At 38.3% G+C, this 13,236-nt stretch carries 10 protein-coding genes; 4 read left to right on the top strand and 6 right to left on the bottom strand.

Annotation, left to right across the window (positions count from 1 at the left end; all coding sequences use genetic code 11):
* Nucleotides 1-3 precede the first annotated feature (3 nt).
* On the bottom strand, nt 4-414 hold the full coding sequence (locus DM558_RS07055) for a carboxymuconolactone decarboxylase family protein (RefSeq protein ID WP_127163012.1): 411 nt from the start codon (nt 412-414) through the stop codon (nt 4-6).
* A 98-nt stretch (nt 415-512) separates the two neighbouring features.
* On the opposite strand from DM558_RS07055, the gene DM558_RS07060 reads away from it, so the two are divergent.
* On the top strand, nt 513-1,406 hold the full coding sequence (locus DM558_RS07060; protein WP_127163014.1) for a LysR substrate-binding domain-containing protein: 894 nt from the start codon (nt 513-515) through the stop codon (nt 1,404-1,406).
* 46 nt (nt 1,407-1,452) lie between these two features.
* Here DM558_RS07060 and metH read toward each other — a convergent pair whose 3' ends face one another.
* Nucleotides 1,453-5,148, bottom strand: coding sequence for a methionine synthase (gene metH, locus DM558_RS07065; protein ID WP_127163016.1), 3,696 nt, complete (start codon nt 5,146-5,148; stop codon nt 1,453-1,455).
* Between the two features lie 228 nt (nt 5,149-5,376).
* On the opposite strand from metH, the gene DM558_RS07070 reads away from it, so the two are divergent.
* On the top strand, nt 5,377-5,688 hold the full coding sequence (locus DM558_RS07070) for a DUF5339 family protein (RefSeq protein ID WP_127163018.1): 312 nt from the start codon (nt 5,377-5,379) through the stop codon (nt 5,686-5,688).
* Between the two features lie 43 nt (nt 5,689-5,731).
* Here the strand turns inward: DM558_RS07070 and DM558_RS07075 are convergent, their stop codons facing one another.
* Together DM558_RS07075 and DM558_RS07080 are read right to left on the bottom strand one after the other, a co-directional pair.
* Nucleotides 5,732-6,421 (bottom strand): LrgB family protein, encoded by a 690-nt coding sequence (locus tag DM558_RS07075; protein WP_127163020.1) that lies wholly within the window; start codon nt 6,419-6,421, stop codon nt 5,732-5,734.
* A complete protein-coding gene (locus DM558_RS07080; RefSeq protein WP_127163022.1) occupies nt 6,411-6,815 on the bottom strand; it encodes a CidA/LrgA family protein in 405 nt (134 codons plus the stop codon). Before DM558_RS07080 ends, DM558_RS07075 begins: the two co-directional genes overlap by 11 nt.
* Nucleotides 6,816-7,194: 379 nt before the next feature.
* Between DM558_RS07080 and gltP the strand changes: the two genes are divergently transcribed.
* Nucleotides 7,195-8,550 (top strand): glutamate/aspartate:proton symporter GltP, encoded by a 1,356-nt coding sequence (gltP, locus tag DM558_RS07085; RefSeq protein WP_127163024.1) that lies wholly within the window; start codon nt 7,195-7,197, stop codon nt 8,548-8,550.
* A 159-nt stretch (nt 8,551-8,709) separates the two neighbouring features.
* Here the strand turns inward: gltP and DM558_RS07090 are convergent, their stop codons facing one another.
* Nucleotides 8,710-10,101 carry a GTPase/DUF3482 domain-containing protein gene (locus DM558_RS07090; RefSeq protein ID WP_127163026.1) on the bottom strand — a complete coding sequence of 464 codons (1,392 nt, stop codon included), beginning with the start codon at nt 10,099-10,101 and terminating at the stop codon, nt 8,710-8,712.
* On the bottom strand, nt 10,098-11,477 hold the full coding sequence (locus DM558_RS07095; RefSeq protein ID WP_127163028.1) for a DUF2868 domain-containing protein: 1,380 nt from the start codon (nt 11,475-11,477) through the stop codon (nt 10,098-10,100). The genes DM558_RS07090 and DM558_RS07095 overlap by 4 nt, the downstream gene beginning before the upstream one ends.
* Before the next feature lie 351 nt (nt 11,478-11,828).
* On the opposite strand from DM558_RS07095, the gene DM558_RS07100 reads away from it, so the two are divergent.
* Nucleotides 11,829-13,040, top strand: coding sequence for a toxin-antitoxin system YwqK family antitoxin (locus tag DM558_RS07100; RefSeq protein WP_127163030.1), 1,212 nt, complete (start codon nt 11,829-11,831; stop codon nt 13,038-13,040).
* The last annotated feature ends 196 nt before the right edge of the window (nt 13,041-13,236 follow it).

Below are 13,236 nucleotides of genomic sequence, written 5' to 3' on the forward strand. Positions count from 1 at the left end.
AAATTATCGGTGATTAATTATAATTTGACGTTCAGCAAAAACCTCTTTGGTTATGCTAAGCCCATTCAATGCAGCAGGAAAACCCGCATATACTGACATTTGCATCATGACTTCAACCACCTCTTCAGGCTTGACTCCAACATTCAAAGCAGCATTAATATGAACTTTGAGTTGTGGCTGGGCATTACCTAAAGCCGCTAATGCAGTAATAGTAGCTAACTCCCTATCGCGTAAACTCAGTTGTGGTCTGGCATAAATATCACCAAACGGATACTCTAATAAATAAACTGCAAAATCTGGAGCAATTGTTTTTAATGATTCAATAACACACTCCCCAATCTCTCTATCAATTTTATTTAACAAACGCTTACCACGAATAAGACGTGACTCAGATTCTTCAAGGGAAACTGACATAATAATTACTCCTTTTGATAACATAATGTAAGTTTATTTATTTATTATTTTTTAATAAATACTATAATACTGTTAATACTTTTAAGTAAAACTTAATAATGCGTACAGACCTTAATACTTATCTACACTATTTTTGTGTAGTAGCCGAACAACAAAGCTTTACTAAAGCAGGCTTACAACTCGGCTTATCCCCTTCTGCTATCAGCCAAGCTGTTCGCTTGCTTGAAACAAGCCTTGGGCTAAAATTACTCTACCGCAACACAAGATCCATTCGGTTAACGGAGGCTGGAGAGCAGTTATTGGCTAGAGTTAAACCAACACTCGAAGAAATAGACAATGCGTTAGAAGACATCAAGCAACAACATAGTGTCCCTAAAGGTATTATTAAGATAAACACTTCTTACATTGCTTGGAGGGCGCTTATCCACCCAAAGCTAAGCGCTTTTAGTAAACAATACCCTGCTATTGATTTAGATATTCAAATCAGTGAAGGTTTGATTGATATTATTAAAGAAGGATTCGATCTAGGTATTCGCTCTACACGTTCATTACAAGACACGATGGTGGCTGTGCCGTTGGGCAATCCTGTTAAGTCTCTCCTTGTTGCTAGTCCATCGTACTTAGCCAAAAACGCTACTCCCATTATTCCAGACGATCTTTATCAACAAGAGACGATAGGTTATCGTTTTCCATCAAGCCAACAATTTTATAATTGGAAATTTACAAAAGAAGATAAACAACAAAATTTACAACTAACCCATAAATATATTGCTAACAGCGAAACCGTTCTACTAGAACTGGCTCTATTAGGTAAAGGTTTTGCCTACATTTTTGAGCAAGAAGCAGTCAAACAAGCCATTGCTAATAAACAGCTTGTTTGTGTTTTAGAAGATTGGCAATTAGAGGCTAGTCAATATTATTTCTATTACCCTAATCGAAACTTTATTCCCAGCAAACTTAGAGCATTTATTGATTTTTATCGGTCAAATTAAACCACCATTTACCATAGAAATTAATGATAAATGGCGCTCTTTAATATTACTTATCATACCCCAGATTAGGTGCTAACCAGCGCTCAATCTCTTCTATGCTCATCCCTTTACGCTGGGCATAGTTTTCTATTTGGTCTTGGTAAATTTTACCCACACCAAAATATTTCGATTGAGGATGAGCAAAGAACCAACCACTAATAGCTGCTGTTGGCCACATTGCATAGTTTTCAGTGAGAATCACCTTACTTTGACCATGCTGATTCAGTAACTCAAACAACGTTGCTTTTTCTGTATGATCAGGGCAAGCGGGGTATCCTGGGGCGGGTCTAATACCTTGATACTGCTCTTTAATAAGCGCTTCATTATCGAGTGTCTCTTGATTTGCATAGCCCCAATAATCCTTACGTACTTGTGCATGCAACCATTCAGTACATGCTTCTACTAAACGATCAGCCAATGCTTTAACCATAATAGCATTGTACACATCTTGCTTACCTTCATACTGTGCGACTAGCTCATCAACACCAATACCCGCCGTTACAATAAAGCCCCCTACGTAGTCAGTGATGCCTGTTTCTTTAGGGGCAATAAAGTCAGCTAAACAATAACTGGGTGTGCCTTCGGCCTTGATTTGTTGTTGCCGCAGGTGGTGTAAAACAGTAACCGGTTGGCCTTGCTCATCGAGGAGTTCAATATCATCTTCATTAATTTGATTAGCCGCCCAGAAACCGAGCGTAGCTCTGGCTTTAATCAGTCCCTCTTTGACGATTGTATCTAACATAAGCTTCGCATCAGCGAAAAGCTTAGTCGCCTCCTCACCTACCACCTCATCGGTTAAGATTCTGGGGTATTTACCAGCCAGATCCCATGAAATAAAGAACGGTGTCCAATCAATATAATCTACTAGCGTAGCTAAATCGATATCTTCTAACACCTTAGTGCCAATAAATTGTGGTTTTACAGGCTTAAAGTTTTGCCAATCAATCACAGGTTTATTCGCAATTGCCTCTTCATAAGAAAGGTATTTGGCTAACTGTGTGCGCTCAGCCATTCGATCTCTGATTTTTTGGTACTCTACACGCGTCTCAGCCACCAAATTGGGCTTCATTTCTTTTGACAATAGTTGTGTAGCCACACCAACAGCGCGAGAAGCATCTGAGGTGTAGATAGCCATATCATTTTGATAATGAGGTTCTATCTTAACCGCAGTATGTGCTTTTGAAGTAGTAGCGCCACCAATCATCAATGGAATAGAAAAACCTTGGCGTTGCATCTCTTTAGCGACATGCACCATTTCATCGAGCGATGGTGTAATAAGGCCTGACAGCCCAATAATATCTACTTTTTCAGCAATGGCTGTTTGGAGGATTTTTTCACAGGGTACCATTACCCCCAAATCAACGACATCGTAGCCGTTACACCCCATAACAACACCCACAATATTTTTACCAATATCATGAACGTCGCCTTTTACAGTAGCCAATAAAATCTTTCCTTTGGCTTCTTTTTGTTCCCCCTTCTCTGCCTCAATAAAAGGGACAAGATGAGCTACTGATTGTTTCATCACCCGTGCTGATTTAACTACTTGTGGCAAGAACATTTTACCATTACCAAATAAGTCCCCTACCACGTTCATACCGGCCATTAACGGCCCTTCAATCACTTCAATAGGGCGATTGCATTGCAAACGGCATTCTTCGGTATCTTCAACAATATAGGTGGTAATACCTTTCACTAAGGCATACTCTAAACGCTTGTCAACAGGGAAATTACGCCACTCTTCCGTTTCCACTTCCTTGGTCGCTGAACCATCGCCACGGTATTTTTCAGCAACTTCTAATAATGCTTCCGTACCATTGCTATGGCGATTTAAAACAACATCCTCCACTCTGTCGCGAAGTTCTTGGGGAATATCATCATAAATAGCTAATTGGCCTGCGTTAACAATCCCCATACTTAAACCATTTTTAATGGCATAGTATAAAAAGACAGAATGTATCGCCTCTCGCACAGGGTTGTTACCACGGAAAGAGAAAGAAACGTTAGAAACCCCGCCAGAACTTAAGGCATAAGGTAAGTTATCACGAATATAAGCACAGGCATTAATAAAATCAACCGCATAGTTATTATGCTCTTCAATCCCGGTGGCTACCGCAAAGATATTGGCATCAAAAATAATGTCTTCGGGAGCAAAACCTACGTCATTAACTAAAATATCATAAGAACGTTTACAGATTTGTTTTTTACGTGCTTCAGTATCAGCCTGACCATTTTCATCAAACGCCATGACAATAATCGCTGCACCATAACGTTTACAAAGTTTAGCATGGTGTATAAAGGCATCAACACCCTCTTTTAAACTGATAGAGTTAACAATCCCCTTACCCTGTACACACTTCAAGCCAGCTTCTATCACTTCCCATTTAGAAGAATCGAGCATAATAGGTACACGTGAAATATCAGGCTCAGAGGCGATGAGGTATAAAAAAGTGACCATAGCCGCTTTCGAATCCAACATGCCCTCATCCATATTGATATCAATGATTTGAGCGCCTGATTCAACTTGCTGACGTGCTACATCGAGGGCTTGTGCATAATCGCCCTCACGAATCAATCGGGCGAATTTAGCTGATCCTGTGACATTGGTTCGCTCCCCCACATTAATGAATAGTGATTCACGGGTAATATTAAAAGGTTCTAACCCTGATAGGCGACAAGCCTTAGGAATTTCAGGCACTTGACGAGGAGCAATACTACTAACAGCCTCTGCAATCGCTTTGATATGTGCTGGGGTTGTACCACAACATCCCCCCACTATATTTAAATAACCTGCTTGGGCAAACTCTTTAATAATGGCTGCCATTTGTGCAGGGGTTTCGTCATATTCACCAAAGGCATTAGGCAAGCCTGCATTAGGATGAGCTGAAACATGGGTTTCTGCTTTTGCTGACAACTCAGCAAGATAAGGGCGTAACTCTTTAGCACCTAGGGCGCAATTAAGACCGACTGATATAGGGTCAGCATGACGAACTGAGTTCCAGAAGGCCTCGGTTGTTTGCCCTGACAAAGTACGACCTGATGCATCAGTAATCGTACCAGAGATCATAATTGGTAACGTAACATTTAACTCCTCAAACACACCTTGTACTGCAAAAATTGCCGCTTTTGCGTTTAAAGTGTCGAAGATAGTTTCGATCATAATAAAATCTACACCACCTTCGATTAAAGCTTTGGTTGCTTCAGTATAGTTTTCAACTAACTCATCAAAATGAATATTGCGAAATCCCGGGTTATTCACATCAGGAGAAATCGTACAGGTTCGGCTCGTTGGACCCAATATGCCTGCTACAAATCTTGGCTTATCTGGCGTTTCTAATGTTTTTTGATCAGCCACTCGCCTAGCGATACGGGCACCTTCTAGATTTAACTCATAAACTAAATGCTCCATGCCATAATCGGCTTGGGAAACACGGGTAGAATTAAACGTATTGGTTTCTATAATATCAGCGCCAGCATCTAAATAAGCTTTTTCAATCTCTGAAATAATCTGCGGTTGCGTCAGTACCAATAAGTCATTATTACCTTTAACATCCATATGCCAATCTGCAAAACGCTCTCCTCGATAGTCTTTTTCTTCGAGTTTATAGCTTTGTATCATCGTACCCATCGCTCCATCGAGGATTAAGATACGATTTTTTAAAACCTTTTGAAAAACAGATAAGCGAGTCGCACGATCTAACATTGATACATTTCCTAATCGAAAGTTAGCAAAACACAAAATAATTAGCCATTATAATGAATTATTAGGCAAACGCGAAAGAACTCATTATTATTTACTAATAAATGCTCTTGCATAGAAGTATCGACCTATTATTAATTTACAAATTGATCTAAAACCTCTAAGCTAGAGTTGTAGTTATACATTGATATGAAAAATCAGCTAAGTAAAAAATATACTTTAGGAAAAAATATGAAAAAGATTTTATTAGGCTTAATGATTGGTGCTACTTCTATTTCTGCAATGGCCGCTGAATTAGTAACAGAGTGTCAAGACTATTATAAAGAAGCAGATACGATGCTTCCTCAAGCACTAGAAGCAGCTAAATCACAAGGTATGGATGAAGCAGTTGTTAAAAAACAATATGAAGATTCAAAAGCCCAATTAGCTGCTTTAACACCAGAACAACAAAAGTCAGCTTGTACTCAAGCAAAAGCTGCACTTGTAGAAGTTAAAAAAATGCAAGCAGCTCAACAAGCAGCTCCTGCAACAGAAAAGAAGTAAATAATTATTTAAAGAAGGACCTTTAGGTTCTTCTTTAAACAAACTATAAAATAACGTGAATTAAAGGGGCTGCAATTAAATTAATTAGTCCCATAAGTACCATGGCCAATCCGGCAACCGATCCCTCACCCATACCCAACTCTTGTGCTCTACTTACACCGCAGCCATGAGCCCCAACACCGAAAATAGCACCACGTGCTAGCGTAGTTTTTAAAGGCAACCACTTCAATATAATCCCACCTAACAAGCCACCCAAGACTCCCGTAATCAATACGAACACCGCAGCAAGTTCAGGAACCCCCCCTAGTGTCTCAGCCACAGGCATTGCGAAAGGTGTTGTAATTGTTCTAGGTACTAACGACATAGTTACTTTATCATCTAATGAAAGCATATGAGCTAAGTAAAAAGAGCTAATAATAGACAAACTACTACCAACCAACATACCTATCGATAGTGCCAACCAATGCTGTATAATCAACTTGCGTTGCTTCCAAATAGGTACTGCAAAGGCTACTGTCGCAGGACCTAACATCAACACGAGCCAATGAGTATTTTGGGAATACTCCTTATAAGTAGTGTGTAATGGCACTGCAAATGCAAATAAAATAATAGGCACAAAGAGTAGAGGTGATAAAATATAATAACGCTTACGCTTATAAAGCCAGCGGCTAACAAAATAGCTGCATAATGTTAACAACAACCAAAGCCAAGGCTTCCACCACTCAATGGTCATGCTTTTTTCTCCAACGGCGCATTAAACTCCAACGATAGACCAACTCAACAGTAATCGCTGTTCCCAACATGACAAGAACTGTACTAATAATAATGATTAAAATAATCTTCCAACCTTGATTTTTAATCAAAGTTCCTTGATCTAATAAACTCATCACCGCAGGAATAAAAAAAAGCAACATTTCACCCATTAGTAACGCGGCACCCCGTTGGAGTTGTTCAGGAGAGAGCCAACCAAAAGCAAAAACTGCTAATAATAGTGCAAGCCCTACCACACCTGGAGGAATGCTTAAACTAAACCATAGAACGAGCTGTCTACCTACTGCATAAAAAGCAAGTAATATAGCTAACTCAGCAAGTAAGCGTGTTAAAAGGAAAATAGATTGGCGTGTCATAATAAAAGAGAACTTCAGTTGTTTTTACAACAACATAAACATAAAAAGTCAGATCGGGTTATTAAGACTTTATTATATTCCTAATTGAGCAATTCGTCATTTAATAGATCACTTAAATTAAGAATCACCGCCCGTAACAAAAATTAACTTGGCAAAATAATATAACTCTTTTATTATACGATGACGCCCAAAGTGGGGTTTTAAAACGTAAGTATCAATAACTATTACTGTTTTTATAAAGTACTTATACGTTTACCAGATGTATCTTTATTTACTCATATTAGCAGTACAGATTTTTCGTTTTCATAAATAATAGCTAGTTATTGCATGACTAATCCACTTTGGCTGATAAATAACCTATAAATAGATTAGGATAAATATGAAAAAAAAGTCTTTTAAAATCACGCTTGCTTGGCAAATCGTTATTGCCTTAATTCTAGGGATCGCTCTTGGCGCTGTCTTACACAATATGCCAAGTGTAACGCTTTTCAGTGCATTCGGATATGAAAAAACTGTAACTAATCTAAATGCCTCCTGGGTCATCGGTAACATTTTACAACCTGCGGGAGACCTATTTATACGCTTAATTAAAATGATTGTAGTCCCTATCGTACTAGCCTCTATTATTGTTGGCGTAGCAGGTATCGGGGACTCAAAAAAGCTAGGCCGTATCGGTTTTAAAACTATCCTTTATTTTGAAGTTATTACCACAGTAGCTATTATCGTAGGTATTACCATTGCAAATGTTTTCCATCCTGGAACAGGCATTGACACTAATACGCTAAGCCAAGCCGATATTTCTCAATACGCCTCTGCAACCCAACAAGTAGTGCATGAAAACCATTTTGTTTCAACGCTAATGTCACTCGTTCCAACCAATGTTTTTGCGGCAATGATGCGGGGCGACATGCTAGCGGTTATCTTCTTTGCTGTTATTTTTGGTGTTGCATTATCAACGATCCCTGCCTCAAAAAGAGAACCTCTCATTAATATTTTTAGTGGGGTTTCTGAAACAATGTTTAAAGTAACCAATATTATTATGCTTTATGCGCCTATTGGGGTATTTGGTTTAATTGCGGTCACTGTTGCTCAGTTTGGTTTCTCTTCTTTATTACCACTTTTAAAACTAGTTTCACTGGTTTACTTTGCTATTTTATTCTTTGCAATTGTTGTTCTAGGTTTAGTAGCTAAGCTATTTGGCTTCAACATTTTTAAATTGTTTGCTATTTTAAAAGATGAACTTATTCTTGCCTATTCAACTTCAAGCTCAGAAACTGTTCTTCCTCGCATTATGCAAAAAATGGAAGATTACGGTGCTGCACCCTCAATCACAAGCTTTGTGATTCCAACGGGTTACTCTTTTAACTTAGATGGTTCAACTCTGTATCAAAGTATTGCGGCTATCTTTATTGCTCAACTCTTTGGTATTGAATTAAGTATTTGGCATGAAATCACGTTGGTATTAACATTAATGATTACTTCTAAAGGTATTGCCGGTGTTCCTGGCGTATCGTTCGTGGTATTACTCGCCACGTTAGGTAGTGTAATGCCTATGGATCAAGCAACACTAGGTCTTGCATTCATTGCTGGGGTTGACCGTATCATGGATATGGCAAGAACCGCGCTTAACGTTGTAGGTAACTCATTAGCTGCTTTAGTTGTTGCTAAATGGGAAGGACAATTCGATTTTGAAAAAGCTCATGCCTATGAGCAAAAGATGATTTACTCGAAATAATGCCTCAGGGATAGTGTAGTTTTCTGCACTATTCCCTTCTTTCTCTTTTAATCTCTCAATAAACCTATACAACGCGATTAGTTATTAATCTTACTACTTATTTCATTGCTTGTTTTTTTACTTGTCGTAAATAATTATTTATAGCTAACAAGCAAACCTCTATTTTGACTCAAGATATAACGATACCATCTCATTTTGTAAGTCTTCACTCAGGTAATGAACTTGTTCGGTGCGTTCATCATTATTAGCGTTACGCTTATTTAGTAAAGAGCACCACTCTTTATGTGCTCTAGCTTTTTGCAAGGGCTTTGGTAGTTCTTTCCAAATGTGCTGATCCGTTACATTTAACTTAATTGCCTGATTTGCCGCATGCCCCCTTTTAACTAAGGCATCAAGTAAACAGCATTGGCGAATAGCTAAAATTTGTAATATAACATCATCAACACCTAAAAACTGTTTGCCCGTTAACTTCCCAACAAACTGTTTTTGATAGGTTGTTAATGTTTGCCATACACTGCCTGTAACAGCACCTAAAAGCGCTGCCGCACCCAAGGTTAAACCTGCAAACATTAAGTCAACGCCAACACCTGCTGCTGCCCCAGCAATAGCTCCTTTACCTATGTGAAGACTAAACTTTTTTATTGTTTCAGGGTTAAATAAATCCCCATCAAAGCGCCCATCAATCAAAGGTAAATTATCAGCGAAGGCATCATCTTTTCTAAATTGATAAATAGCCAGCAGTGTTTCAATGCATTTTTGTTCACGCGCTCTAACTTTATCTTGTAACGCTTGTTTGGCTTCTTTAATACTTTGCTGATCACTGGCAACAAGCATATTATAAGCGGCAATATCAATCAATAAATCAGCAATTGCATTAAACCCTTGCTCATAACGCTCCTGAGCCTGCTGCTCCTGATAAGCCATAAGCTTCAATAGCATAGGGCGTGCTGACTCTATTAATAAAGCTAGATTTTCATAAAGTCTTTTTTCACCATCTTCAGGGGGAGACACGGTATCAAACTGAACCAGCGCATGTATTCCTAACCTCGCAAGAGCTGCTCTCCACTCATCCCCACGATGCTCATTCGTCGAAACGAAATTTAGAACAGGTAATAACGGCTTACCACAGTCAATCAGTATCTCTAACTCATCTTTATATTTGGCTAGCACCGGTTCTCGTGCATCAATAACATACAGCCCTATATGGGAGACCAATAACTGTTTTAGTACTTTGGCTTCTTGCTCAAAACGTAATGATGACTCATTTGATTTTAAAAATCGTGCTATCCTTTCAGGCCCATCTAATCGCTCATCCCCCGTCAGTTGGTCACAATAATCCAGTAAACCAATTGCATCTTCTAAACCAGGAGTATCATATAACTCAAGTGCAGGCTCATTATCTATAAATAATTTAGCGCCCTCAACATGACGAGTCGTGCTTGCGCGATGTGATACCTCACCAAAGTGCCCATCACGTATTAGGGTGCGTAATAAAGAAGTCTTCCCTACATTCGTATGACCGACTACAGCAATAACTAGCGGTTTACTCATGTTCTCTCACTTAACCAAATTAATAATTCATCTGAGTCAGCATAAGTTATACCTAGCTGCTCTAAAGCCTGCTGCCAATCAGCAAGACGCTTACTATCTGTTTTCTCATCGACTAACAGCCATACCCTAGCCTCTGCCACACAATAAGCTAACTCGGAGAAAAGCATTAATGTTCCCCTATCAATAGAGCGTTTAGGATCACAAACAATCAGCAACTTTGCTACAGGGTCGCTCACCAGTTGATCTAAAAGTGCTTTTCGCTGCTCTCTAGTCTCAATAATACCCGCATCAATAACATTTGTTGCGATATTAGGTGGCCAAGGATAATCAGGCTCCAACTCAACACCAATAATCGTCGCCCCCCATTCCACATTATTGTTAATAATGGGTTGTCTCTTTTTTACAAAGACATTATCTGGGTCTGTAATACCCAAACGTTCACTCGAAGGTAATAGTCTTGATCTTAATAAATGATAATTTCTTTTGGTAATATCGAGTTGTAAATGTTTATAACCATAGCGCCAAAAAACACTACAAACTAAAAATAAAATAAGTCGTGGAAAAATACCATAGACAACTAAAACCCCAACCAACCAAGCCGCCCAAACCTGCCTTGCCGCATCATCCATGACAGGAGTATTTCCACTTTGCCGAATAAGTGATTCAGGAGGAATAGGAAAACCTAACCACTGAGGTAAACTACCCAATAGATTAACAATGGTCACAAAATGACTATCACCCAATATAGTGGTTTGCCAAACAAAGCCATAACGTTGTGTAGCTAAGAGAGATAACAAACTAATCAGTGCAAAAATTGAAATGAGTAGCCATAAACCATTAGTGAGGCGCCCCAATAGCCAACGTTCTAAATGGCGCTGGTGTAACAAGCCAAAGAAGGCTGGCATCAGTTGTGCTACTTGTTTTTTACCTGTTAATTTATTAGTCAACCACAAAACCAACCGTCCTAATTGATTAATAGATTGCCCACCAAAAACTGTACTCAATATCCACACAACCAACATCAAAAAATTTAAGCCTAACAAACACCCTAATGCACTAAAAATATTAATGGTATGATCTGCTACAGAAAATGTTGGTAAAATTAATCCCATGCCAAAAAAAAATGCTAGGGCACATAAAATCTTTACAGACCACTGCATGGCAGTTATCGCACTTTGCTGCGCCACTATTAAATTTGTTTTATTGGCTAGCCATTGGGCACGAGTCAAAATACGTGTTTGAAAATCCCCACCCTCTTTCTGGGCTTGACGAACAGCTTCACTATCCGCAAAATCACCCTGAGACTCCTCTTGCAATCGAATGGTTTCTGCCAACCACAAAGCATTAAAATGTTCTTGGCTTGTTAATTTAGTCACAGTATTTATTCATACTCTATTTAATTTAATGATACAGGTTCTTAATATTTTAATACATTTTATCGAAAAGATTATATTAACGTTTGATAGATTGTAAAAAGACGTGTCTAGTCATGTTTATTTCTAGATATAGTTTCACCAAAACATACGCATGATTCAAAATTATTTAGCAATAATCCTCTCTTTTGTAATATTCTATTATAATACTCATTTTTTTATAGTCATGTTTTCAGCGGTAAGGTAGAATTTAACCATATCGTATAAGAATGAAAGATGCTGTTATAAAACTTAACACGCTAAAGCCATCGAAAGTGCTAAGGTAATAGAATAGCTAGCCAGTGGGATAATATCATGCAATACTGTCGACGCCTCATCATTTTAGCTTTTATTTTATCTCCTTCATTAGTTTATACTCAAGAGATCAACACACCTATTGAGAGTGTGACAATAGCACTTCCCCACTACAAAAAAAATACAATCATTCAGAACTATGACAAAGATTGGTTACCTGTCGATAAGACCAATAATAATGGATACTACCGTAAATTTTTAGAAACCACCCCAAATGGACGCTTTGTTATCCAAGATTTTTACGCCAAAAATAATGCCAAACAAAGTGATCCCTTTACGTTTACAGATGAAAAAGATATAACAGCTAGCCGTATTAAAAGCATCGATGGGCCATTAGTGCTATGGTATCGTAACGGTAAAAAATCATCAGAAAAAACCTATATCAAGGGCAAAGAAGAAGGTGCTTATAACTTTTGGTATAGCGACGGAAAGCAGCAGGCTACAGGCGCCTATCATGATGGGCTACTTAATGGACAATCCATTGTGTGGTTTAACAATGGTCAAAAGCAAGCAGCCGGTAATTTTATTGATGGTAAAAAGAATGGTAAGTGGCAATATTGGTATGACAATGGCACCGCATCAGTAGAAGAAAACTATGATAACGGTAAAGCTATTGGGGATTTTAGAAAATGGTATAGCAATGGTCAACCTGAAATTTTAGGCCAGTTTAAAGAAGGTAATAAAATAGGGATTTGGCAATATTGGTTTAAAGATGGTAAACAAGCCATTGAAGAAACCTACCAAGACAATTTACTTTCAGGACATTCTAAAACATGGTATCAATCAGGCCAACTTGAGTCCGAAGGTGATTATGAAAATGGTCAAGAGTCAGGTACTTGGGTATATTGGCATAAAAATGGTAGCAAGGCTATTGAAGCACAATATAATAATGGCCGTCTCGATGGACTTTCACAAACTTGGTACGACAATGGGCAACCAGAAAGTAAAGGTAATTACATAGCCAATAGACAAAATGGCGTTTGGACGTTTTGGTTTAATAATGGCCAAAAATATACAGAGGGGGTCTTCCTGGATGATGAGCCATCAGGTGTGTGGCGTATTTGGACACCAGAAGGTGATTTACGAGAAGAAGATACTTACGAAAACGGCAAACTGTTAGAACGGAATATTACCTCTCAGGAACCACTCATAGAGAGCAAAAAAGAAATAGAACCTGTTATTAATGCTCCCCCAGCAAAAGCAAATAACTAACCTATCAACTACAGCCTATTTTCTAAAAAAACTTGGATACTTTATTAGTATTATTTTTTTAGTTGCAATCAATATTACTTCAAGTTATCTCCCCTCATGCTCTATAATGTTTTCCATTATATATACATAACTGTCTGTATATAAATTAGCACACAATTAAAACTATCGTTTGAATTTACAAACTATCATTTTCGGC

It is taken from the genome of Entomomonas moraniae, assembly GCF_003991975.1.
Taxonomy (GTDB): Bacteria; Pseudomonadota; Gammaproteobacteria; order Pseudomonadales; family Pseudomonadaceae; genus Entomomonas; species Entomomonas moraniae.

Excerpts from the sequence above, each read along its gene's own strand:
- DM558_RS07090 (WP_127163026.1), bottom strand. The coding sequence starts at position 10,101 with ATGAGTAAACCGCTAGTTATTGCTGTAGTCGGTCATACGAATGTAGGG.
- DM558_RS07100 (WP_127163030.1), top strand. The coding sequence starts at position 11,829 with ATGCAATACTGTCGACGCCTCATCATTTTAGCTTTTATTTTATCTCCT.
- DM558_RS07070 (WP_127163018.1), top strand. The coding sequence starts at position 5,377 with ATGAAAAAGATTTTATTAGGCTTAATGATTGGTGCTACTTCTATTTCT.
- DM558_RS07080 (WP_127163022.1), bottom strand. The coding sequence starts at position 6,815 with ATGACACGCCAATCTATTTTCCTTTTAACACGCTTACTTGCTGAGTTA.
- DM558_RS07075 (WP_127163020.1), bottom strand. The coding sequence starts at position 6,421 with ATGACCATTGAGTGGTGGAAGCCTTGGCTTTGGTTGTTGTTAACATTA.
- DM558_RS07060 (WP_127163014.1), top strand. The coding sequence starts at position 513 with ATGCGTACAGACCTTAATACTTATCTACACTATTTTTGTGTAGTAGCC.
- gltP (WP_127163024.1), top strand. The coding sequence starts at position 7,195 with ATGAAAAAAAAGTCTTTTAAAATCACGCTTGCTTGGCAAATCGTTATT.
- DM558_RS07055 (WP_127163012.1), bottom strand. The coding sequence starts at position 414 with ATGTCAGTTTCCCTTGAAGAATCTGAGTCACGTCTTATTCGTGGTAAG.
- metH (WP_127163016.1), bottom strand. The coding sequence starts at position 5,148 with ATGTTAGATCGTGCGACTCGCTTATCTGTTTTTCAAAAGGTTTTAAAA.